The organism is Microvirga arabica, from assembly GCF_016811235.1.
In the GTDB taxonomy this organism is placed as follows: domain Bacteria; phylum Pseudomonadota; class Alphaproteobacteria; order Rhizobiales; family Beijerinckiaceae; genus Microvirga; species Microvirga arabica.
Genome location: NZ_JAFBID010000021.1, coordinates 13816 through 36599, shown reverse-complemented (window position 1 = coordinate 36599; position 22784 = coordinate 13816). Strand labels below are relative to the sequence as shown.

At 65.3% G+C, this 22784-nt stretch carries 23 protein-coding genes; 14 read left to right on the top strand and 9 right to left on the bottom strand.

The features are described from left to right. Positions 1-12: 12 nt before the first annotated feature. Entirely contained in the window at positions 13-654 is a 642-nt protein-coding gene (locus JQC81_RS13005; RefSeq protein WP_203272234.1) for a DUF1007 family protein, read from the top strand. Further along, positions 645-1661 carry a nickel/cobalt transporter gene (locus tag JQC81_RS13000; protein ID WP_203272233.1) on the top strand — a complete coding sequence of 339 codons (1017 nt, stop codon included), beginning with the start codon at positions 645-647 and terminating at the stop codon, positions 1659-1661. Before JQC81_RS13005 ends, JQC81_RS13000 begins: the two co-directional genes overlap by 10 nt. On the opposite strand, the gene JQC81_RS12995 is transcribed toward JQC81_RS13000, so the two are convergent. Beyond that, complete coding sequence (locus JQC81_RS12995; protein WP_203272232.1) at positions 1658-3256, bottom strand: gamma-glutamyltransferase family protein; 1599 nt, start codon at positions 3254-3256, stop codon at positions 1658-1660. The genes JQC81_RS13000 and JQC81_RS12995 overlap by 4 nt on opposite strands. Positions 3257-3413: 157 nt before the next feature. Between JQC81_RS12995 and JQC81_RS12990 the strand changes: the two genes are divergently transcribed. Beyond that, positions 3414-3602 carry a hypothetical protein gene (locus tag JQC81_RS12990; protein WP_203272267.1) on the top strand — a complete coding sequence of 63 codons (189 nt, stop codon included), beginning with the start codon at positions 3414-3416 and terminating at the stop codon, positions 3600-3602. Here JQC81_RS12990 and JQC81_RS12985 read toward each other — a convergent pair. The 3 genes from JQC81_RS12985 to JQC81_RS12975 form a co-directional block, all read right to left on the bottom strand. Further along, positions 3599-3967: a DUF1850 domain-containing protein gene (locus JQC81_RS12985; protein ID WP_203272231.1), complete on the bottom strand. Its 369-nt coding sequence runs from the start codon at positions 3965-3967 to the stop codon at positions 3599-3601. The genes JQC81_RS12990 and JQC81_RS12985 overlap by 4 nt on opposite strands. Then, positions 3964-6267 carry a TRAP transporter permease gene (locus JQC81_RS12980; protein ID WP_203272230.1) on the bottom strand — a complete coding sequence of 768 codons (2304 nt, stop codon included), beginning with the start codon at positions 6265-6267 and terminating at the stop codon, positions 3964-3966. The genes JQC81_RS12985 and JQC81_RS12980 overlap by 4 nt, the downstream gene beginning before the upstream one ends. Before the next feature lie 91 nt (positions 6268-6358). Then, entirely contained in the window at positions 6359-7327 is a 969-nt protein-coding gene (locus JQC81_RS12975) for a TAXI family TRAP transporter solute-binding subunit (protein WP_210347161.1), read from the bottom strand. A gap of 154 nt (positions 7328-7481) precedes the next feature. Between JQC81_RS12975 and JQC81_RS12970 the strand changes: the two genes are divergently transcribed. From JQC81_RS12970 to JQC81_RS12945, 6 genes are all read left to right on the top strand, one after another. After that, a complete protein-coding gene (locus tag JQC81_RS12970) occupies positions 7482-9059 on the top strand; it encodes an OpgD/OpgG family glucan biosynthesis protein (RefSeq protein ID WP_203272229.1) in 1578 nt (525 codons plus the stop codon). A 92-nt stretch (positions 9060-9151) separates the two neighbouring features. Beyond that, on the top strand, positions 9152-9319 hold the full coding sequence (locus tag JQC81_RS12965) for a hypothetical protein (RefSeq protein ID WP_203272228.1): 168 nt from the start codon (positions 9152-9154) through the stop codon (positions 9317-9319). Between the two features lie 3 nt (positions 9320-9322). Then, entirely contained in the window at positions 9323-10072 is a 750-nt protein-coding gene (aztA, locus tag JQC81_RS12960) for a zinc ABC transporter ATP-binding protein AztA (RefSeq protein WP_203272227.1), read from the top strand. Between the two features lie 13 nt (positions 10073-10085). After that, positions 10086-10952 carry a metal ABC transporter permease gene (locus tag JQC81_RS12955; RefSeq protein WP_203272265.1) on the top strand — a complete coding sequence of 289 codons (867 nt, stop codon included), beginning with the start codon at positions 10086-10088 and terminating at the stop codon, positions 10950-10952. A 20-nt stretch (positions 10953-10972) separates the two neighbouring features. Continuing rightward, entirely contained in the window at positions 10973-11902 is a 930-nt protein-coding gene (locus JQC81_RS12950) for a metal ABC transporter substrate-binding protein (RefSeq protein WP_203272226.1), read from the top strand. A 154-nt stretch (positions 11903-12056) separates the two neighbouring features. Next, a complete protein-coding gene (locus tag JQC81_RS12945; RefSeq protein WP_203272225.1) occupies positions 12057-13019 on the top strand; it encodes a CobW family GTP-binding protein in 963 nt (320 codons plus the stop codon). Positions 13020-13051: 32 nt separating this feature from the next. On the opposite strand, the gene JQC81_RS12940 is transcribed toward JQC81_RS12945, so the two are convergent. Beyond that, a complete protein-coding gene (locus JQC81_RS12940) occupies positions 13052-13291 on the bottom strand; it encodes a hypothetical protein (protein ID WP_203272224.1) in 240 nt (79 codons plus the stop codon). Positions 13292-13460: 169 nt separating this feature from the next. Here JQC81_RS12940 and JQC81_RS12935 point away from each other — a divergent pair, with 169 nt between their 5' ends. Genes JQC81_RS12935 through JQC81_RS12925 form a run of 3 tightly spaced genes read left to right on the top strand, consistent with a single transcriptional unit; the run spans position 13461 to position 15321 of the window. Beyond that, positions 13461-14468, top strand: coding sequence for a WD40 repeat domain-containing protein (locus tag JQC81_RS12935; RefSeq protein ID WP_203272223.1), 1008 nt, complete (start codon positions 13461-13463; stop codon positions 14466-14468). An 8-nt stretch (positions 14469-14476) separates the two neighbouring features. Continuing rightward, positions 14477-14755: a hypothetical protein gene (locus JQC81_RS12930; protein ID WP_312887509.1), complete on the top strand. Its 279-nt coding sequence runs from the start codon at positions 14477-14479 to the stop codon at positions 14753-14755. An 11-nt stretch (positions 14756-14766) separates the two neighbouring features. Continuing rightward, positions 14767-15321, top strand: coding sequence for a DUF2937 family protein (locus tag JQC81_RS12925; RefSeq protein WP_203272222.1), 555 nt, complete (start codon positions 14767-14769; stop codon positions 15319-15321). Here the strand turns inward: JQC81_RS12925 and JQC81_RS12920 are convergent. Continuing rightward, positions 15282-15620 carry a hypothetical protein gene (locus JQC81_RS12920; RefSeq protein WP_203272221.1) on the bottom strand — a complete coding sequence of 113 codons (339 nt, stop codon included), beginning with the start codon at positions 15618-15620 and terminating at the stop codon, positions 15282-15284. The two genes, JQC81_RS12925 and JQC81_RS12920, sit on opposite strands and share 40 nt — an antisense overlap. Before the next feature lie 58 nt (positions 15621-15678). Then, positions 15679-17109 (bottom strand): homospermidine synthase, encoded by a 1431-nt coding sequence (locus JQC81_RS12915; protein ID WP_203272220.1) that lies wholly within the window; start codon positions 17107-17109, stop codon positions 15679-15681. 252 nt (positions 17110-17361) lie between these two features. On the opposite strand from JQC81_RS12915, the gene JQC81_RS12910 reads away from it, so the two are divergent. Further along, positions 17362-18591, top strand: coding sequence for an MFS transporter (locus tag JQC81_RS12910; protein WP_203272219.1), 1230 nt, complete (start codon positions 17362-17364; stop codon positions 18589-18591). 3 nt (positions 18592-18594) lie between these two features. On the opposite strand, the gene JQC81_RS12905 is transcribed toward JQC81_RS12910, so the two are convergent. Together JQC81_RS12905 and JQC81_RS12900 are read right to left on the bottom strand one after the other, a co-directional pair. Next, entirely contained in the window at positions 18595-19167 is a 573-nt protein-coding gene (locus JQC81_RS12905) for a GNAT family N-acetyltransferase (RefSeq protein WP_203272218.1), read from the bottom strand. Positions 19168-19298: 131 nt separating this feature from the next. Continuing rightward, positions 19299-20453 carry a type III PLP-dependent enzyme gene (locus JQC81_RS12900; protein WP_190846183.1) on the bottom strand — a complete coding sequence of 385 codons (1155 nt, stop codon included), beginning with the start codon at positions 20451-20453 and terminating at the stop codon, positions 19299-19301. Between the two features lie 640 nt (positions 20454-21093). Here JQC81_RS12900 and JQC81_RS12895 point away from each other — a divergent pair. Next, complete coding sequence (locus tag JQC81_RS12895) at positions 21094-22659, top strand: OpgD/OpgG family glucan biosynthesis protein (protein ID WP_203272217.1); 1566 nt, start codon at positions 21094-21096, stop codon at positions 22657-22659. Positions 22660-22784 lie beyond the last annotated feature (125 nt).

The following is a 22784-nucleotide window of genomic DNA, read 5'->3' as shown; positions in this document are numbered from 1 at the left end:
CAGGGTCACCACATGACACGCCATCTCGGTCTCAAATCCGCCCTGACGGCCCTGTGTTTGGGCCTGTCCGCGCCGGCCCTCGCGCATCCGCATGTGTGGGTCACCGCCAAGGCGGAGGTTGTCTTCGCCGCCGACGGACGGGTGACGGGCGTTCGCCACCACTGGACGTTCGACGAGGCCTACACGGCCTATGTCACGCAAGGTTTGGACAAGAATGGCGACGGCAGGCTGACGCCGGATGAGTTGCAGGAGCTCGCCGACGAAAATGCCGCCTCCCTCAACGAGTTCGACTATTTCACCGTGCTGAAGGCACGGGGCAAGCCCCAGACCTTCGATGCGCCGCGGGAGGCCCGGATGTCCATGGAGAAGACGCAAGTGTCCATGTCCTTCCTCCTGCCCCTCAAGGCGCCGGTGGCGCCCTCGGGCGCCGTCTCCATCGAGATCGAGGATCCGACGTTCTTCGTCTATTTTAGCCTGACCGAAGGCCAGGCGGCCATCTCGCTGGCCAATGCGCCTCAGGGCTGCGTGACTAGCATCGCCAAGGCCAAGCCGCTCGATGCCACCATGCAGCAGATCCTGCAGGACGAGGGCGCCATCCAGCCGCAGGATATCGGCATCGAGTATTCCAACCGGGCCATCATCGCATGTCCCTGACCTCCGACGCCCCTGCCCTTCCGGGCACCGGCCGGGCACCGCTGTGGCGGCGGATCGGCATCATGCTCATGGCCATCGCGGTCGTGGCGGCCGTGATGGGGCTGATCGGCCTGTGGCTTGGACCTGTCGGCAAGCCCCCGCCGCGCAATCCGTTCGGCATGGGGCTTCGTGAGGCGACGCCCTCCGGGAGCATCGGCGCCTGGATCCTGTCCGTTCAATCCGACTTCTACGGGAGCCTCAGAAGCAGCGTGCGGGAGCTGAAGGAGAACGGCTCGGCCTTTCTCCCGCTTCTGCTCGTCGGCTTCGCCTATGGGGTCTTCCACGCGGCCGGTCCCGGCCACGGCAAGGGCGTGATCTCGGCCTATCTGGTGGCTGACGAGAAGGCGCTGCGCAAAGGCTTTATCTTGAGCCTGGCAGCCGCTCTGGTGCAGGCGCTGGTCGCCATCGGCATCGTGTCGCTCGTCAGCCTCGTGCTGCGCGCCACCGCCTCCACCATGAACAGCATCGCCCTAAACGTGGAAGTGGCGAGCTTCATCGCCGTGGCCCTGCTCGGCGCGGTCATCACCTGGCGCAAGGCCGGCAAGATTCTGGGCGTCCTGGCGCTCGCCCGCAACCCTTACGCCTCCGTCCAGGAGACGTGCGACCACGCCCACCTCCCGCCGCCCGAAGAACTCAACCGGCTGACGCGCTGGCGCGACATGGTGGGCGTGGCGATCGCCGCCGGCATCCGCCCTTGCGCCGGCGCCCTCATCGCCCTGGTCTTCGCCCTGTCGCAGGGCCTGTTCGCCGCCGGCGTCGCGGCGACCTTCGCCATGGCGCTCGGCACGGCGCTCACCACCAGCGCCATCGCGGCGCTCGCGGTGTTCTTCAAGGCCATGGCCCTGAAGCTCGCGGGCGGCCGCGGCGCATCGGGCGCCATCGCCATCGCCGGATTGGAGCTTCTCGCCGCCGCCTTCGTGCTGGTGCTGGGCGTGAGCCTTCTCTACGGCCTCCGGGCGACCAGCTAGAGACCAACGGCTCCGCCGTCCGAGCGCGGATCGTGCACGGCCTCGACACGCCCGTTACGCGGGTGCTTCACCAGCATGCCCGCATGGCCGAAGCGTCCGGAATAGGCTTCGTCCATCTCCTCGACCCTGTGACCGAGCCGTGAGAGGCCGCGGATCAGGCCAGGGTCGAAATGGCTCTCCACCTTCAGCACGGCCTCTCGCTCGCGGGGTCTCGCATCGAGCAGCCAGCGGGGCGCCTCCACCGCGTCGGCTAGTCCCATGCCGGCCTCCGCATAGCGCGAAAAGATCTGGCTGATGAATTGAGGCTGGGTTTCGCCGCCCATGGCCCCGAAGGACAGCACGCGCCCATCGTCGAACACAGCCATGGCCGGATTGAGGGAATGGAGTGGCCGATGGCCGGGCTCCAGCCGGTTGCGGCTGGCGGGATCGAGCGAAAAGGCCGTGCCGCGGTTGTGCCAGAGGACGCCAGTGGCCGGGAGCATGCAGCCGGAGCCATAGGCCCAGAACACGGACTGGATATAGGACACGGCGAGCCCGTCGCGGTCGATGGCCCCCATCCAGATCGTGTCCCCGTCGATGGGGCGCGGCAGGGGAAAGGAGGCGGCCCGCTTCATGTCGATGAGGGCAGCCTCTCTTTCCAGAGCCTGGAGCGTCAGGAAGGAGGCCGGGTCGTGGGCGAGATTGCGCGGATCCGCCACCACCCGATCGCGGATGGCGAAGGCGCGCTTTGCGGCCTCAATGAGCGCATGATGGCGTTCAGGCGTCTCGCCCCGGAGATCCTTGAGGCGCTCGACCATGCCGAGGATCAGCAGGGTGGCCAGCCCCTGGCTCGGCGGCGGCAGGTTGTAGATCGTGGAATTTTTCAGCCGGACGGACAGAGGCTCCACCACGCGGGCGCGATAGGTCTCCAGATCCTTGCGGATAATAGGGCTGCCAATCCGCTCCAGATCCAGGGCGATCTCCCGCCCCACATCGCCGCGGTAGAAATCGGCCAGGCCCGCATGGGCGAGTTGCTCCAGGGTGTCCGCGAGGCGCGGTGTTCGCCTCTGCGTGCCTTCCGGCGCCCGCTTGCCCTCGACCAGGAAGGCCTCGGCAAAACCGGGAACCTCATAGAGGGCGGCTTCCTCGCCGGTCACGAACCGCTCCTCGGAGCGGGAGACCGGGTATCCGTCGCGGGCGTAGCGGATGGCATCGCCGAGCAGCAGATCGAGCGGCAGCTGCCCGCCGAGGGCTCGGGACAGTTCAAGCGCCAGCCCCCAACCGCTTATGGCACCGGCAACCGTCACCGCCGCATCGGGGCCGCGGGGAGGAATGGAATCATAGCCTTTCTCCCGGTAGCGATTGATCGTGGCGAGCGCACCCGCAGGCCCGGAGGCGTCGAGGGCGTGGATGCGGCCCTTGGGTTCGCGCACGAGCCAAAACCCGTCCCCGCCGATGCCGTTCATGTGCGGATAGACCACCGCAACGGTCGCCGCCATGGCCACCATGGCCTCAATCGCGTTGCCGCCGGCAGCCAGGATGGTCTGGCCGGTCTCGGAGGCGAGATTGTGGGGAGCCGCCACGGCGGCGGTCGAGAAAACGGGCGTTTCGGGCATGGGCTCTTGAATGTAGGGCGCGACAGAATGAGATTCGGGCAAAGCTTGCACCCGAGGGGGCGTTTAGGGTAGTCCCATCCGCAAGAATTGGAGTGAAGCAACAGTGGCTCAGGCGAAAAGCACCAACTGGCGCAACGTGATCACCGTGATCAGCATCATGATCCTGGTGGGTGCGGAAGTTTTCGGCGTCGCGATCGCCGCCGGCTGGGCCATTGCGGGCCTGTTCGAGCTTGGCGACTACGTGGGTTATGCCCTGATGGGCCTGTTCAGCCTCCTCGCCCTGTATTTCCTCACGAACCTCTGGCGCCGCTGCATGGCGGTCGAGCCGCTCACCGGGCGCGCCTAAGGCACTTCACAAAGCTTCATCACGACCGGGTCGGCTTCGGGCGGCACATAGGACTCCATCGGCCGGCATTGGCCCGCCATGCAGATCCGCCAGTCCGCCGTTGCGCCCGAGCGGCGCATGACCACCTGAGCCTGAGGCGGCAGGTTCGGCTTCCACGACCACACTCCACCGACGAGCTTGGCCTCCGGCGGCGGCTCCATCCCGGCGCCGGAACCGCGCACCCGCGCCTCCACCAGTTCCAGCCCCGCCGGAGTGCTGCGCCAGTCCTCCTCCCACGCGATCTTCTCGACCGAATGCGTCCAGGCCAGGGTGATCGCGCCCGCCATGAGGGGCGCGATGGTGGAGCCTGCCAGCAGGCAGATCATCGGCTGGCGGCAGCCACCGCGACCCGGCGGGTCCGCCAGAAGTGAACGCCGAGGACGAGGATCGCGAGGCCGAAGCCGATTTCATCGGTGATAGGCAGCGCCAGCACGAGGCTCGCAGCCGCGGCGACGGCGATGATCCTCTCCCACCAGGGCATTTTGCCCTGCAGATGCCCGACGGACGCGGCGCCCCACAGAACCACGGCGAGGCCGGCCTTCACCACCATGTAGGCCACCTTGAGCCAGAAGGCCGGCCCCCCGTCGGCATACGGGCCCACGGCCTGCATCATGAGCGCCGGATCGTAGACCGCCATGTAGGGGATCACGAAACCGGGAAGCGCGATGCGCAGCGCAGCGAAGCCGATCCGGAAGCCGGAGGCCTTCGCAATCGGAGCCGCCGCGAAGGCCGCCAGCGCCACGGGCGGCGTCAGGTCCGCCATGATGCCGAAATAGAAGACGAACATGTGCGAGACGATGAGCGGCACATCGAGCGTCAGCAGCGCCGGCGCGGCCAGCGACGAGGTGATGATGTAGTTCGGGATCGTCGGGATGCCCATGCCGAGGATCAGGCTGACGAACATGGTCAGAACCAGAGATGCGATCAGCGATTCCTCGCCGATGGACACAACCCAGTTGCCGAAGATCGTGCCGATGCCGGTGAGGGTCATCGTGCCGATCACGATGCCGACGACCGCGCAGGCGAGACCGACGGGAAGGGCTTGGCGCGCGCCATCCGCCAGGGCGTCGCGGCAGGCCTCCAGCGTCTCGGGCCCGCCGCGGACGAACAGGCTCATGACGATGAGGATCGCGACGAGAGCGAGCACAAGGGTGACGCCGACCCATAGAAACGCACCGGCGATCAGGCCAAGGCCGACCCAGAACAGGATCCGCACCGTCTGGTTGAGGATGCCGAGGGCGAAGGATCCGGCGAGGATGAGCACCACCGTAAGCGCCAGGCCTATGGAGCCGGCGAACAGCGGCGTATAGCCTGAGAACAGCAGATAGACCAGAACGGCCAGCGGAAGGATGAGGTGCCATTTTTCCTTCAGCGCCCGCGCGGCGCTGGGCAACTCGGATTTGGCAAGCCCTCTCAGGCCTGACTTGCCGGCCTCCAGGTGCACGGCGAGGAAGGCGGACGCATAATAGAGAATGGCCGGAATGATCGCCGCCTTGACGATTTCAACATACGGAACGTCGATGGTCTCGGCCATGATGAAGGCCACGGCACCCATGACCGGCGGCATGATCTGCCCGCCCATGGACGCGGTGGCCTCGACGCCGCCCGCGAATTCGGGCCGATAGCCGAAGCGCTTCATGAGCGGAATGGTGAACTGCCCCGTGGAGACCACGTTGGCAACGCCGGAACCCGAGATGGTCCCCATGAGCGCCGAGGAGAAGACCGCGACCTTGGCCGGGCCGCCCTTGGCGCTGCCGAACAGGCCCATGGCCACATCGGTGAAGAGCTGGATCATGCCGGCGCGTTCCAGGAAAGCGCCGAACAGGATGAACAGGAAGATGTAGGTGGCGGAGACCAGGGTCGGCGTGGCGTAGAGCCCCTCCGTGCCGAAGGACATGTGCTCGATCACCTGCTCCAGGGAATAACCGCGATGATCGAACGGGGCGGGCAGGTAATTACCGAACAGACAATAGGCGAGAAAGATGCCGGCCACGATGGGGAGCGCCGGCCCCATGACGCGCCAGACCAGATAGAACAGGATTGCAATGGCAGCGATGCCCGCCACGAGGTCGGCCTGCGTGAGTTCGCCGGAGCGGATAACGAGTTCCTCGTAGAGAGCCCAATGATAGAGGCCGATGGCGAAGCCCGCGAGGCCGACGATCCAGCCGAGAGCCAAGGTCACGGGGCTGCGGGCCTTGTGGTTCGCCAGCATGGCGCCCGCGACGAGGCTCAGGAAGCCCACATGGATGGCGCGGACCACCTGGCTCGGCAGGCCGCCGGGAAACTTGAGGATGATGCCATAAGCGACGGCAAGCGCCACCAGAGCCAGCACCCCACTGATGACGTCCCGTCCCTTCATGCGGAGGAAGACGAGCCAGCCGGCCCAGGCCACGAAGGCGGCGCCGATGAGATAGATCAGGGTGATGTTGGCGAAGAGCGGCCTGTCGAGGGGGACGCCAAAAGACGTGACGATCTGGAAAGTGGAGAAAGCGACCGCGATCCAGAATAGGAGCTTGCCGAGGAGCCCTGCGCCGAAGTTCTCCGGGAGGCCGTGCTCGGGGTTCGCAACTGGCGTGGACGGCGCCTCCAGCGTTGCGACCTCAGATGCGTTCACACCCTGACTCATGGCGCGCTGTCTCCTTGATGAGCGTTCTTCTTGTCACGAAAAAGCCGGAGCAGTTCACCTGCCCCGGCTTGATTGTCAATGAAGGCGCAGGTTACGAGCCCTGCTTCTTCACGCCCTTCTCGTCGAAGTAGCGCTGCGCGCCCGGATGCACAGGGATCGGCATGCCGGAAAGAGCGCTTTCCAGCTTGATGTCCTTGGCAGCCGCGTGGGCAGCCGACAGATCCGGCAGGCTCTCATAGAGCGCCTTGGTCATCTGGTAGACGGTCTCGTCCTTCACGCCGGAATGGGTGACGAGATAGTTCACCACGGCGGCCGTCTCTACGGGAGCCGTCTGGCCGCCATAGGTGTTCGCCGGGATTGTGGCCTTGATGTAGGGCGTGCCGACCTTCTCCACGACGGCGGCGGGGATTTCCACCACGACGATCGGCACCGAGGTGGCCAGATCGCGGATCGAGGATACGCCGAGGCCGGCCGATTGCAGCGTGGCATCGAGCTGGCGGTTCTTCATGAGCTCGACGGACTCGCCGAAGGGCAGGTACTCGACCTTGCCGAGATCCTTGTAGGACAGGCCCGCGCCCTGGAGGATCGCCCGGGCGTTGAGCTCGGTGCCGGATTTCGGCGCACCGACGGAGAGGCGCTTGCCCTTGAGATCAGCGAGCGACTTGATGCCGGATTCCTGCGTGGCCACGATCTGGATGTAGTTCGGGTAGATCGCCGTGATGCCGCGCAGCTTGTCGAGCTTGGAGCGGAAGCCCGCCTCCTCGTCGCCGGCCCAGCCCATGGCCAGGCTGTCGCCGAGGGTGAAGCCGATTTCGCCCTTGCCCTGCTGCAGGAGTGTGAGGTTCTCGACAGAGGCCTTCGTGGCCTGAACCGAGGGACGGGAGCCCTGCACCTTGTCCGTGAAGACCTTGGAAAGCGCAACGCCCAGCGGATAGTACACGCCAGAGGTGCCGCCGGTCAGGACATTGATGAAGTCCTGGGCCTGGGCCGGGATGCTGGCTCCGGCCAACGCAACGGCGGCCGCAGCCCCGATGAGGCGGCGCATGATTGTTCGATGCATAGCGTACTCCCTAATTTACGGCACGGCATTCACCACGCCTGTGTGTGGGGGTACTTTGACCGCTGACGAAGATTTCTCAAGAGGCTAAGAGAGACTTAATCCTGCCACCTTGGTCGGTAGGGGTGCGTCCCTCCACAGATACATGCGCTCATCCATGATCAATCGCCGCCAGTTCCTCCAGACCGCAACCGCCACGGCCGCCCTGGCCGCTCAGGGCTTTTCCGCCCCCGCCCTGGCGCAGCAGGGCCTGAAGATGGGAGCCTCTTCGCCATTCTCGTTCGAGGAATTGAAGAAGCGGGCCCAGGAGATGGCGCGCTCCCCCTACGTGGCGCCGCCGAGCCCCTCGCCCGAGGTGCTCTACCAGATCGACTACGACGCCCACGGCAAGATCCGGTTCAAGACCGACCTCGCCCTCTGGGCCAACGGCCCCAGCGAGTTCCCGGTCACCTTCTTCCACATGGGCCGCTTCTTCCAGAAGCCGGTGCGCATGCACGTGGTCGAGGGCGGGCAGGCGCGCGAGATCATCTACGACAACAGCTATTTCGACATGCCGGCGGATTCGCCGGCCCGGAAGCTCCCCGACAATTCCGGCTTTGCCGGCTTCCGCTTCCAGGAGGCCCGCACCGGAAAGCTCGACTGGCGGAAGAACGACTGGGTGGCCTTCCTCGGCGCCTCCTACTTCCGCGCCATCGGTGAACTCTACCAGTATGGCCTCTCCGCCCGCGGTCTTGCCGTGGACGTGGCCGTGTTCGGCAAGAACGAGGAGTTCCCCGACTTCACCCATGTGTATTTCGAGACGCCGCAGCCGGGCTCGAACACGGTCACGGTCCATGCGCTCCTCGACGGGCCGAGCGTGGCCAGCGCCTACCGCTTCGTTATGCAGCGGGCCTCCGCCATCATCATGGACATCGACAGCGCGGTCTATATGCGCCAGGACGTGAGCCGGTTAGGCCTCGCTCCCCTGACCTCCATGTACTGGTATTCGGAGAAGGCCAAGACCACCGCAGTCGATTGGCGGCCGGAGATCCACGACTCGGACGGTCTGGCCCTATGGACCGGCACCGGCGAGCGCATCTGGCGCCCCCTCAACAACCCGCCGCGCATCATCACGTCGGCCTTTGCCGACGAGAACCCGAAGGGCTTCGGCCTGCTCCAGCGCGACCGCAACTTCGACCATTACCTGGACGGCGTCTATTACGACCGCCGCCCCTCCCTCTGGATCGAGCCGCAGGGCGGCTGGGGCCGGGGCTCCATCCAACTCGTGGAGATTCCCACCGACGACGAGATCCATGACAATATCGTGGCCATGTGGGTGCCGGCGGAGCCGGTCCGGGCCGGTCAGGCCCTCGAGCTGCGCTACCGCATGCACTGGTCGGCGGAGGAGCCCTATCCGACTCCGCTCGCCCGGGTGGTCGCCACCCGCTTCGGCAATGGTGGGCAGGCCGGCACCAACCGGCCGAAAGGCGTGCGCAAGTTCATGGTGGAATTCATCGGCCAGCCCCTGACCCGGCTGCCGAGCGGGGTGATTCCCCGACCGGTGCTCACCGCCTCCCGGGGCGAGTTCTCGAACATTCTCACCGAGGCCGTGCCCAACAACGTGCCTGGCCACTGGCGCACCCAGTTCGACCTCACCGTGACCGGAACCGAGCCGGTGGAGATGCGCTGCTACCTGCGCAACGAGAACGAGGTCCTGAGCGAGACCTGGCTCTATCAGTACCATCCCGCGTTCTGATATTAACCCTTCAAAACCATATTGTTGAAGGGGGCGTATAAAATACTATACGGCCCTGGAAATCGGCGCAGGATGGGTTTATGTAGGAGGCCATGTCACATGGCCATCACCATCACAGCCACATGCATGCCCACGCGCATCGGGCGGTTGCTTCTGCTCCGACCTTCTCGCTCCTGCGCCTCTCGGTCGGGCAGCGCCTGGCCGGAACGGCCGTCGTGCTGGCGGGGTTATGGCTGATGGTTCTCGGCGTGATGGGGTAACGCATGGCTTTAGCATCCACCGTCATCCGGTTCGATGAAGTGACCCTCGGCTATGGCCGCAGGCCCGCCGTGCATCACCTCGACGGGGAGATCCCGGCCGGCAGCCTCATGGCCGTGGTCGGGCCCAACGGGGCCGGCAAGTCCACCCTGCTCAAGGGGATCGTTGGGACGCTCAAACCCCTTGATGGGCATATCCGTCTCAAAGGCCCTGCTTCAGGCATCGCCTACCTGCCGCAGGCGGCCGAGATCGACCGATCGTTCCCGCTCTCAGTCTACGACCTTGTGGCCATGGGCCTCTGGACCCGCTCCGGCCTGTTCGGCGGCATCGCACGCCGCGACCGCACCAGGATTGAAGAGGCGCTGTCGGCCGTGGGCCTGATCGGCTTCGAGCGCCGTCCCATCTCCACCCTGTCGGGCGGCCAGATGCAGCGGGCGCTCTTCGCGCGCCTCCTCCTGCAGGATGCCCCCGTGATCCTGCTGGACGAGCCCTTCACCGCCATCGACGCCAAGACCACGGCCGACCTGCTCGACCTTGTCCGCCGCTGGCATGACGAGTCCCGTACGGTCGTGGCCGTGCTGCACGATCTCGACATGGTCCGGCGGACCTTCCCGCATACCCTGCTCATCGCCCGCGAGCCAGTGGCCTGGGGCGAGACCGGCGAGGTCCTGAGCCCGGAGAACCTGCTGAAGGCCCGGCGCATGGTCGAGGCGCACGATCCCCATGCGGATGTGTGCCACCGCAGCGCCGCATAAGGCCGTCCGCCCCATGCTCGACCTGTTCTACGCGCCCTTCGCCGAATTCGAATTCATGCAGCGCGCCCTCGTGGGCGTGATCGCCATTGCCCTGGGCGGTGGCCCGGTCGGCGTCTTCCTGATGCTGCGGCGCATGAGCCTTACCGGCGACGCCATGGCCCACGCCATCCTGCCGGGCGCCGCCGTCGGCTATCTGCTCGCCGGTCTCTCCCTGCCGGCCATGACTATCGGCGGCTTGTTCGCCGGCGTAATCGTCGCCGTCGCGGCGGGCCTCGTCTCGCGCTTCACAGCGCTCAAGGAAGACGCGTCGCTGGCCGCCTTCTATCTCCTATCCCTGGCGCTCGGCGTCACCATCGTGTCCCTGCGCGGCTCGAATGTGGATCTCTTGCATGTGCTCTTCGGCACGGTTCTGGCGCTCGACGACAGCACGCTCCTGCTGCTCGCCTCCATCTCGACCGCCACCGTGCTGGCGCTGGCGGTGCTCTACCGCCCGCTTGTGCTCGAATGCGTGGACCCGGTCTTCCTGCGCTCGGTGAGCCGGGCCGGAACGCCCACGCACCTGATCTTCTTAGGGCTCGTCGTGATGAATCTGGTGGGCGGCTTCCATGCCCTCGGAACCCTGCTGGCTGTTGGCATGATGATGCTGCCGGCCGCCGCCTCCCGATTCTGGAGCAGCGACATCACCATGATGATGCTCGTTTCCATCGCGGTCGGCATCGTCTCAGGGTTCAGCGGCCTGCTGCTCTCCTTTCATGCGGAACTGCCCGCAGGCCCGGCGATCATCCTCTCGGCCGGCGCCATCTACGTCGTTTCCCTCGTGCTCGGCCGCGAGGGCGGCCTGCTGTGGCTCGCCTGGCCCGGCCGGCATCTGGAAGCCTGACCTCTCAAAAGGATCGAACCATGCTGACGAGAAGATCTGCCGTATCCTGGCTGGCAGGATGCCTCACCCTTGCCGCGTCCTCGCTTCCGGCAGCCGCTCAGACGGCCGAAAAGCTGAAGGTCGTGGCCACCTTCTCGATCCTCGGCGACATGGTGCGCAATGTGGGCGGCGAGCGCATCGAAGTGGTGACTCTCGTCGGCCCCAACGGCGACGCCCATGTGTATTCGCCGACGCCGGCGGATGGACGCCGCCTGACGGAAGCAAAGATCGTCTTCACCAACGGCCTCAAGTTCGAAGGCTGGATCGATCGTCTCGTGAAATCATCCGGCACCAAGGCCGCTCGAATCGAGGCCGCCAGGGGCGTGACGCCGCTGAAGGGCGAGGAGAGCGGCCACGGGCATGGCCACCATCACGATCACGGCGGCTCCGATCCGCATGCCTGGCAGAGCATCGGCAATGCCAAGATCTATGTGGCCAATATCCGGGATGCGCTGATCGCCGCCGATGCAGCGGGCAAGGACACCTACGAGGCCAATGCGAGCGCCTATCTCAAGCAACTCGATAAGGTGGAAGCGGAGGTAAAGAACCTGGTGGCAAGCATTCCCGCTGAGCGCCGCAGGATCATCACCTCCCACGATGCCTTCCGCTACTTCGAGACCGCTTACGGCATCGACTTCGTGTCGCCCCAGGGCGTCTCCACTGAGTCCGAGGCCTCGGCCAAGGACGTGGCCCGGATCATCCAGCAGATCAAGCGCGAGAAGATTGCCGCCGTTTTCGTGGAGAACGTCTCCGACGCCCGCCTCATGGAGCGCATCGCCAAGGAGACCGGCGCGAAAGTCGGGTCGCAGGTCTATTCCGACGCTCTGTCCGAGGCAGGCGGCCCCGCCGGCACTTACATTGACATGATGAGACACAATATAAGAGCCTTCAGCGCGGCTTTGTCGAGCTGACTTTTCTACCCTCCCCTTGAGGGGGAGGGTCGCGAGCATCGCGAGCGGGGTGGGGTGGAAACTCGACCTCCCGATGTTTGCGCCACCACCCCACCTCGGCCTGTTCGGCCGATCCTCCCCCTCAAGGGGAGGATGAACGTTGCGGATGAACGCGATGACCGACAAAATTCCCGTCACCGTCCTCACAGGCTATCTCGGCGCCGGCAAGACCACCCTCCTCAACCGCATCCTCACCGAGCAGCATGGCAAGAAATATGCCGTGATCGTCAACGAATTCGGCGAAATCGGCATCGACAACGAGCTCGTCGTCGGCGCCGACGAGGAAGTGTTCGAGATGAACAACGGCTGCATCTGCTGCACCGTGCGCGGCGACCTGATCCGCATCCTCGACGGGCTGATGAAGCGCAAAGGCAAGTTCGACGCCATCATCGTCGAAACCACAGGCCTCGCCGATCCGGCCCCCGTGGCTCAGACCTTCTTCATGGACCAGGACGTTTCCGACACCGCCCGCCTCGACGCAGTGGTGACGGTGGCCGATGCCAAGTGGCTCTCCGACCGGCTCAAGGATGCGCCCGAGGCCAAGAACCAGATCGCCTTCGCGGACGTGATCATCCTCAACAAGATCGATCTCGTGAACGAGCAGGAACTGAACGAGGTCGAGGCGCGCATCCGCGCCATCAATCCTTACGCCAAGGTCCACCGCACGCAGAACGCGGCGATTCCCATCTCCGAGGTGCTCGACCGCAAGGCCTTTGATCTCGACCGCATCATCGAGCTGGAGCCGAACTTCCTGGAGGAAGGCCATCACCATCATCACGACGAGGAGATGCAGTCCGTCGCCGTGCACCACGACGGCGAGGTCGATCCCGAGAAGTTCATGCCGTGGATCTCGAACCTGACCCAGGTCGAGGGGCCGAACATCCTGCGTTGCAAGGGCATTGTCGCCTTCCCGAACGAGCCGAAGCGCTTCGTGTTTCAGGGCATCCACATGATCCTGGACGGCGACGTGCAGGGCGAGTGGAAGCCGGGCGAGAAGCACACCTCCAAGGTCGTGTTCATCGGCCGCGACCTGAACGAGAAGGCGATCCGCGAAGGGTTTCTGGCCTGCGCGGCGTAACAGGATCGGAATAGGTTGAAGAGGGCTGCGGCTCAGCCGGCAGCAGCCCCTTTCGCCAGGCAATCCCTGACATAGGTTCTGCGGGCAGCGATCATCTGCTCGCGGACCTCCGGGAGGGTCTTGCCGCCGGTCCTGTAGATCAGGCGGGCATCCCTCTCGCAGGCGGCTTTCAGAACCTCCCTCGTCGATGTGGCGCCGCGCTGCTCCTGGGCGGCAAGGCCCACGGGCATGGCAATCGCGATGGCAAGGGTGATCAGAGGCAGGATCCGCATAATGTCGCTCATGATTCGAGAACGCGCATCATGGGTCTGGCGTCCCGTCAGGTCTAAGACGCATCGGTCTTAATCCATCCGGACATCTGCCGGACCGTACCCCAATGCCACGACTTGCCCCCGCCTTGCGGTTTTGTGCTATGGGCAGCCCATCTGAAGGAATTGTGCGATGACTGCAGGCGCCGCTCCATCTCTGACTCAAAGCGTGACACCCGTGGATGCGGGAGCCCATGTGACGGCCATCGGCTGGCTCAAGGGCACGGTGGCCTTCGGCCTCGGCGACGGCGGAGTCGTGCTGGCAAAAGACGGCGAGACTCACCGCGTGGAGGCCCATCCGGATGCGGGGGTTCTGGTGGGAGCCTGCGACGGCGAGCGCTTCGTCACAGGTGGCGACGATGGCCGCGTGGCCGTCACAGGGGCTGACGGCTCCACCAAGACCCTGGCGGAAAGCAAGGGTGCCTGGATCGACGCGCTTGCCGTCAATGCGGGCGGCGCCTTCGCCTATGGGGTGGGCAAGAAGGTCATCGCCCGCGACGACAAGGGACGGGAGAAGATTCTCGAGGTTCCCTCGACGGCCCGCGGCCTTGCCTTCGCGCCCAAGGGCTACCGCCTGGCGATCTCGCATTACAACGGAGCCACCCTGTGGTTTCCCAACGTGGAGGCCAAGCCCGAGGGGCTCGAATGGAAGGGTTCCCACATCGACGTCACCTGGTCGCCGGATGCCCGTTTCGTGGTGACCTCCATGCAGGAGAACGCGCTCCACGGCTGGCGGCTCATCCCCGACAAGGGGCACATGCGCATGAGCGGCTACCCGTCGAAGACGCGCTCCTTCGCCTGGTCCGGCGACGGAAAGTGGCTCGCCACGTCAGGCGCGGAAGCCGCCATCATCTGGCCCTTCGAGTCGAAGGAAGGCCCTATGGGCAAGGCCCCGCGGGAATGCGGCGTCAGGCATGCCAAGGTCAGCCGGGTAGCTTTCCATCCCAACACCTATGTTCTGGCCGTCGGCTACGAGGACGGCTGCATCCTGCTCATCCGTCTCACCGACGCCTCCGAGCTTCTGGTGCGCCCCGCCGTCAAGGACAGCGGCATCACGGCGATGGCCTGGGATAAGCCCGGCAAGCGCCTCGCCTTCGGATGCGAGGACGGCCAGGCCGGCGTCCTGACCCTGCCCGCATGAGGTCGCCGGTGGCTCTCTTCGGTGCCTTCATGCGGGGGACTTTCGGTCTGCCCAAGCCCGACAAGCAGGCGGTTGATCGCGTGAAGGAGCTCGCCCGCTCGGCCCTTCAGGCCTCGCCGGAGACGGCTTTCGCAGTGAACGAGATCGCCTGCAACGACCCTGGCTGCCCCGGCCTCGAAACGGTCATCCTCGTGATGGAGCCGGGGCAGAAGACACGGGCGCTCAAGGTCCCCAAGCCTCTCGACGAGGTCTTGGAACAGGATATCCTCGCCGCTCTTGACGGTTGAGGAGGTCAGGTGTGTCCCGGATCGTTCGTATCGTCGCATTCGGATTAGGGCTGTCGGGCGGCGTGGTCGCCTCGCAGGGGCCTGAGTTCGCGCAGCAATACCGCCAGCGACTCGGCGGCGCGGTCGACGAGCTGCGACAGGTGATCGGACGCTTCGACAGGGATGCTCAAGTGAGCGGGGAGACGCGCGAGAGCGCCATTGCGCGCCTGCGCTCTAATACGGACGATTTCGTCAGCCGCCAGGGCGCGGCCATGGAGGCCAATGTGGAGCGCCTGGGGCGCCTCGAGGCCCATCGTGCCGCCATGATGGAGGCCGGCTCCTTCTCCCGCATCGCCCTCATGGTCCGCGACGGCGACACGGACATTTTGGAGGCGGTCTCCCGCGACTTCGAGCCGGCCGTGCCGGTCACCGAGGAGGGCCTTCTCTCGGCAGCCGCCGGCTTCATCGCCGTCTGGGGCGGCCTGCTTCTGCTCTCGGGCTTCCTGCGCAGCCTCTTCCGGCGTCGTCGCCGGCCGCAGAAATCGGTTCAGGCCTCGCGCTCCGGCTTTCCGGCCAGAACCACGTAGAAGCCCAGGCCATCCTGCGCCGGGAGAGTCTGCAGCCGGTCGATCCAGCCGCGCTTCTTGGCCTCGAGCAGCGCCTTGCCGACGGGCTGGAACAGCGTCTCGCCTCCGCCCTCCGGCGGCGGATCGAGCTGTATGGCGACCGCTTTGGCCTGCGCGAAGCGGCTGCGCTCCAGCATGTCCTGGATCGAGGCAGCCGCCTTCTCCCGCGAGGCGCCGCGCAGGTCGAGCACGCTGTCGGCATCCGTGACGCCAAGTCCGCCGCGGAGCTTGCTGGCGTAGAATTCGTCGAAGTGGGGCATGCGGGTCTGTTCCGTATCGATCCCGGCCGGCTCCGAGAACCGGCCGGGGTGTTGATCGTTACCGCACCAGAATGTTCCGGAACTGCCACGGATCGGAGGTGTCGATGTCCTCCGGGAAGAAGCCGGGGCGGTCGTCGAGCGGCGTCCAGTCCGTATAGACGCCGACAACCGGGCCGAGATAGGGCGTCTGCACCTGAAGGCAGCGGCGGAAGTCGATGTCGTCGGCCTCCACGATGCCGGCTTCCGGGTTCTCCAGGGCCCAGACCATGCCTGCGAGCACCGCGGAGGTCACCTGGAGGCCAGTGGCGTTCTGGTAGGGCGCGAGCTTGCGGGTCTCCTCGATGGAGAGCTGCGAACCGTACCAGTAGGCGTTCTTGCCGTGGCCGTAGAGCAGCACGCCGAGTTCGTCGATGCCGTCCTGAATCTCGTCCTCGGTGAGGATGTGGTGCTTCTCCTGCACCTTGCCGGCATTGCCGAACATCTCGTGCAGGGAAAGCACGGCGTCGTTCGACGGATGGTAGGCGTAGTGGCAGGTCGGCCGGTAGGCCACCTTATCGCCCTCGCGCACGGTGAAGTAATCGGCAATCGAGATCGCCTCGTTGTGCGTGACCAGGAAGCCGTATTGCGGGCCGGGCGTGGGGCACCAGGAGCGCACGCGGGTGTTGGCGCCGGGCTGGAGCAGGTAGATCGCGGCGCCGCAGCCCTTGTCGTGCGTGCGGCCGTTCTCCGGCATCCAGGTCTCGTGCGTGCCCCAGCCGAGCTCCGCCGGCTGCATGCCCTCGGACACGAAGCCCTCCACGGACCAGGTGTTCACGAAGACGCCCATGGGCTTGGGATTCTCCGCGCGCTGGGTGTCTCGCTCGGCGATGTGGATGCCCTTCACGCCCACGCGCTGCATGAGGCGCGCCCAATCCTCACGGGTCTTCGGCTCCTCATGATCGAGTCCAGTATCCTTGGCGATGTTGAGGAGCGCCTGCTTAACGAACCAGGACACCATGCCCGGATTGGCGCCGCAGCAATTCACTGCCGTGGGGCCGCCGGGGTTCTGGCGGCGCGCATCGAGGATGTTCTCGCGCAGCATGTAGTTGGTGCGATCGGAAGGGCCTGCGTCCTTGTCGAAGTAGAAGCCTGCCCATGGCTCGGCCACTGTATCGATGTAGAGCGCGCCGAGTTCCCGGCACAGCTCCATGATGTCCCGCGAGGAGGTGTCGACCGACAGGTTCACGCAGAAGCCCTGGCCGCCACCCTCCGTCAGCAGGGGAGTGAGGATCTCGCGGTAGTTCTCGCGGGTGAGAGCCTTATGAACGAGGTCGATGCCGCGCACGTCGAGCATGCTGCGGTCGGTGTCGACCGGATCGATGACCGTGAACCGGTTCTTGTCGAACTCGAAATGCCGCTCGATCAGGGGCAGCATGCCTTTGCCGATCGAGCCGAAGCCGATCATGACAATAGGGCCGCTGATGCGACCATGAACGGGCCAAGTGGTCATCGGGTCTGTCTCCTTCACGAAAGCAGCGATGGAAAATGGGTAACGCCGGATGGCGGATTTGGCCGCATCTAGGATTGAGGAGCCCCCGGGGTCAATGCCCAGGGGTCCAGATGCGGATCGAAGGGCAATTTCCCTGAGGACCACGAAGGGAGCGTGACAGACGGCATTCCAGCCATGCGGATTCGCCCCTCGACATCGTGCAACAAGGCTTCATGATGGCGAGCCTTGGCATCTTCAGGCTGACCGCGACCGATGAAATTCCACCACCTTCTCATGCGCCATGGGCGCGTGATCGGCCTGGGCTTCGCCCTGACCTTCCTGTCCTCCTTCGGCCAGACCTTCTTCATCTCCCTGTCGGGGCCCGACATCCGCAATGCCTTCGGGCTGACCCATGGCGCCTTCGGCTCCATCTACTCCCTTGCGACGCTTTCCTCCGGCATGCTCATGATCTGGGTCGGCAGCGTCATCGACCGGGTCGATATCCGGCTTTACGCCACCACGGCCATGCTCGGCTTGGCGGCAGCGGCGCTCAGCCTGTCGCTCGCACCCAACCTGATCATGCTGGGCTTGAGCCTGTTTGCCTTACGCCTCTTCGGCCAGGGCATGCTGAGTCATGCGGGCGTGATGAGCACCGCCCGTCTCGATGAAGGCGTGCGCGGGAGAGCTCTCGGTGTTGCAGCGTTGGGCTTTCCGGCTGGCGAGGCGATCTTTCCGGCGATTGCCATCGCGCTGATCACGGCAATCGGGTGGACCGGCACTTGGCGCAGCGCTGCCCTTGCCATCATCGTGGCTCTCGGCCTTGGCTGGCTGCTGGGATTTCTGATCAGGCGCAAAGACCCGGACCTTGAAGCATCCGCTCGGAAAAAGGCTTCAAGCGAAGCAGGGCCGAGCTGGAGCGAAACCTTGCGCGACTGGCGCTTTCTCGCGCTGGTCCCCACCATGATCGGCTATCCGGCCATCATGACGGCCTACTTCTTCCACCAGCGCTTCATCGCCGAGGTGAAGGGCTGGTCCCTGGAGCTTCTGGCAAGCAGCATCACGCTCTTCGCGCTGGTCTCCGTCGTCGTCGCCATGTCGGCCGGCAGCTTCGTCGACCGATTCGGGGCGGTACGGCTCAGCCATTTTTATCTCGTTGGCATGACGGCAGCATCTCTGACGCTCGCGCTGTTCGACGCCCCGTTTCTGCCGCTCGTTTTCTTCGCTTTGATCGGTCTCACCTCAGGCTGCACCAATGTGGTGATCGCAGCCGTTCTGGCGGAACTGTTCGGCACCACGCATCTCGGCAAAATTCGTGCACTGGCAGGTGCGATCATGGTTGTGGCGTCGGCCGCGACACCTGGTGCTATCGGGATACTGTTCGATGCCGGAATCAGCCTGGAGGCGATCTGCCTCGGCTTCGTCGTCTACATGCTGGCGGCGGCAGCCATCACCTTCGTGCTGCCGAACCCGAGAGCCGCACGGTTGCGGCCCTCGGAAGGGTAGAGGTTAGTGAGTCTGGTAGATGCCGGCCCAGGCACCCTGCGCGGCAGCGGCCACGAGAGCGCCGAGATCGGGCTTCTGCTCAGAGGCGCCGGTGGCGGAGACGAGACCGCGTGCACCGTCGAGGGAGCCCTGTTCAAGCTCCAGCGCGAGGAAGCGGTTACGCTCGTAAGGACCGGGCAGCCATAGCGAGCCGGTCTTCTCCGTAGAGAAGCCGAAGCGCTCGTAATAGGGCGCATCGCCCACCAGCAGCACCGCCTTGTGGCCGAGTTGACCGGCACGCTTGAGCGCCTCGCGCATAAGCTTCCCGCCGAGGCCGAGGCTTTGCACGGACGGATCGATGGCGATAGGGCCAAGCATCAGCGCCGCGCGGTTCGGGCCGGCGGAGACATGCCACAGGCGCACCGTGCCGATGACCTCGCCATCGCGGTCGATGACCAGCGACAGGCCGTCAGCCGGCAGCCTGCCCTCGCGCAGGCGCTCGCAGGTCTTCTGGAACCGGGCCGGTCCGAAGCAGGCATCGAGCAGCGCCTCGCGCGCGTCGACATCGTGGAAGGTTTCTTCGCGAATCGTGATCATGGCCGTGGCCTCCCAGAACGCGTGGGGTGAGCGACAGCCCTCGCACCAATGCGAACATCGCACCGGCCGTCCGGGACAACTTCTTTGGGGTTGATGCCTGCCTCAAATCACTGAGGCAGGCGGGACGTGAGTTAGATCACGTAGGACTTCAGCGGCGGGAAGCCGTTGAACGCCACCGCCGAGTAGGTGGTCGTGTAGGCGCCCGTGCCTTCGATCAGCACCTTGTCGCCGATCTCCAGCGAGACGGGGAGCGGGTAAGGCTCCTTCTCGTAGAGAACGTCGGCCGAGTCGCAGGTCGGGCCGGCAAGCACGCAAGGCACCTTGCGGTCGTGGTCGCGCTCGCTGAGGATCGGATAGCGGATCGACTCGTCCATCGTCTCGGCGAGACCGCCGAACTTGCCGATGTCGAGATAGACCCAACGCACCTCGTCCTCGTCCTGGCTCTTCTTCGAGATCAGGACGACCTCGGCCTCGATCATGCCGGCGTTGCCGACCATGCCGCGGCCCGGCTCGATGATCGTCTCCGGGATGCGGTTGCCGAAGTGCTTCGACAGCGCCCGGAAGATCGACTCGCCATAGGCTTCGACCATCGGGACCGTCTTCAGGTACTTCGTCGGGAAGCCGCCGCCGAGGTTGACCATCGACAGGTGGATGCCGCGGTGCGCGCATTCACGGAAGATCGCGGACGCCGAACCCAGAGCCTGATCCCAGGCCTCCGTGTTGCGCTGCTGCGAGCCCACGTGGAACGACACGCCGTAAGCCTCGAGACCCTGACGATAGGCATGCTCCAGCACGTCCACGGCCATCTCGGGCACGCAGCCGAACTTGCGGGAGAGCGGCCACTCGGCGCCAGCGCCGTCGCACAGGATGCGGCAGAACACCTTCACGTCGGAGGCCTCGATACCGGCTGTCTCTGCAGCACGAGCGATCTTCTCGACCTCGACCTCGCAGTCGACCGCATAGAGGCGCACGCCAAGCTCGAGCGCACGAACGATGTCGCGCTCCTTCTTGATCGTGTTGCCGAACGAGATGCGGTCAGGCGTGGCGCCGGCATCCAGCGCGAGCTGGATCTCGACCACGGACGCGGTGTCGAAGCACGAGCCGAGCTCGGCCAGGAGCTTGAGCACCTGCGGCTCCGGGTTCGCCTTCACGGCGTAGAACACACGCGTGTCGGGGAGCGCACGGGCAAACTTGGAGTAGTTGTCGCGCACGACCTCGAGGTCGACGACCACGCACGGGCCGTCCTCACGTCGGTTGCGCAGAAATTCACGGATGCGCTGAGTCATGGCGCTCTCCCCACCAAAGGTTCAATGGAGGTCTTGTGGAGCCTCCGGATTGAAGTTCAGACGATCAGGATTTCCTGCCGTCCGGCGTCAGCGAGGGAAGATGGCATCCCGCTTCGTGCGATGGAGACACGACAAGCGCGATGGGCTCTTCACCCGACGATGCTGCCTTGGATTGGATGGGGATACTCCATCCGCACGCCTGGCAATGATAAACAAGCCTCTTCGGTGTTGACCTTTGGAGGGCCAACGAGACCAAAAAAGCCCGTTCGTCGTTGCTTTAAGTCGCGTCCCCCGTTGAGAACGAGGTACGCCGGTTTTCGCCTCCGGCTGCCGGTTAGGGGTATCGAGAGCTAGTTCGCTCTCGGGCGGCTGTCCGGCCTCTTGTCCGGATGCCCACCAACCGACACACGACCACAGGCACGTGCGAAATTGGGCAAGCGAGAGATAAGCATATTCGCCCTGGACCACAAGAGTTTTTGAGGCCTTCCGAGGAATTTTTTTAACCCTGCCGGGAGCTGTGTCTTGCCCGCATCACCATTCAGCCTCCATTAAGCGGCCGAGCTACACGGATGAGGGATAAAGCCCCATATCCCGGGCTCCAGAGCCCCGCCTTTTCCAAGACGAGAACCGCTCCACCGCCATGATGAACCTGTCCCGCCGCACCCTTCTGCAAAGCCTGCTCGCAGCCACGGCGCTGTCCGCGTCAAGCCAAGCTTTCGCACAGCAGAACGGCGTGCCGCAGCCCAACCCGTTCCGCTACGAGGACGTGGTGCGCCGGGCCCGCGAACTGTCGACAGCCCCCTTCGAGGCCCCACCCTCCCAGTTGCCGGAGCCCCTGAACCGGCTCAGCTTCGACGATTACCGCGACATCCGCTTCCGCACGGACAGGGCGCTGCTCGGCTCGGGCAACGGGCCGTTCCGGATGCATCTCTTTCATCTCGGCTTCCTCTACCCACGCCCGGTGACGGTCAACATCATCCGCGACGGCGTGCCCACCCCCGTGCCCTATCAGCGGGAGCTGTTCGACTACGGCCGCAACAAGATCGAGCGGCCGCTGCCCGTCAATCTCGGCTTTGCCGGCTTCCGGCTGCATTACCCGCTGAACGACCCGAAGGTGATGGACGAGCTCATCGCCTTCCTGGGGGCGAGCTATTTCCGCTTCCTGGGTGCCGGCCAGAAATACGGTCTCTCGGCTCGGGGGCTTGCGATCAATGTGGAAGGCGGCGAGGCGGAGGAATTCCCGCATTTCCGTGAGTTCTGGGTGGAGATGCCCAAGCCCAACGACGACCGCGCGGTGATCTTCGCCCTCCTCGACAGCCCGTCCGTCGCCGGCGCCTATCGATTCGACATCTATCCGTCGAAAGAGACCACCATCGACGTCACGGCCACGCTCTTCCCGCGTCAGCCTCTCACCAATGTCGGCCTGGCACCCCTCACCTCCATGTATTTCGGGGGCGAAAACGACCGGAAGCCCACCGACGATTTCCGGATGGAGCTGCACGATTCCGACGGCCTGCTCATGCACTCGGGCGCCGGCGAATGGATCTGGCGCCCTATCCGCAATCCCGCCAAGAAGACGATCTCGTCCTTCAGCGACAACAATCCCCGCGGCTTCGGCCTGATGCAGCGTGACCGGGTGTTCGAGCACTACCAGGACCTGGAGGCGCATTACCACCAGCGGCCGGGCTACTGGGTGGAGCCCGTGGGCCAGTGGGGGGAAGGCTGGGTCGAGCTGGTCGAGATCCCGACGGCGGACGAGACCCAGGACAACATCGTTGCCTATTGGCAGCCGAACCGGCCTTACGAACCGGGACAGGAGGTCGTTATTGCCTATCGCCTTCGGGCCGCGGCGGCTATCGGCGGCATGCATCCGGGCGGCAAGGCGGTAAACACCTTCCAGACGCCGCCCCGCGCCAGCGGCTCAAACGCGCCGAGCGATCCCCGGCATCGCCGCTTCATCGTCGATTTCGCCGGAGGCGACCTGTCCTATTACTTCAGCGCTCCGGAGCAGGTGCAGCTGGTTCCTTCCACGTCCACGGGCCAGATCACCAACACCTTCATCATGCCCAACCCTCACATCGACGGCTTCCGCGCCGCCATCGACGTGCGGCTGGAGCCCGGCCAGTCCACGGATCTGCGCGCCTTCCTGCGCGCCGGCAACCGGGCCCTGACGGAAACCTGGACTTACCCCTGGTTCGTGGAGTGATCCTCTCGGTATCATTCCCGGCCGGAGCTTAGCGGAGGGGAAGGGAATCCATAGCGCCGCGCCTGTGAGTGGATCCCCTTCCCAGCCTGCGGACCGCCGGGGATGACAACCACCCTTGCCAAGCC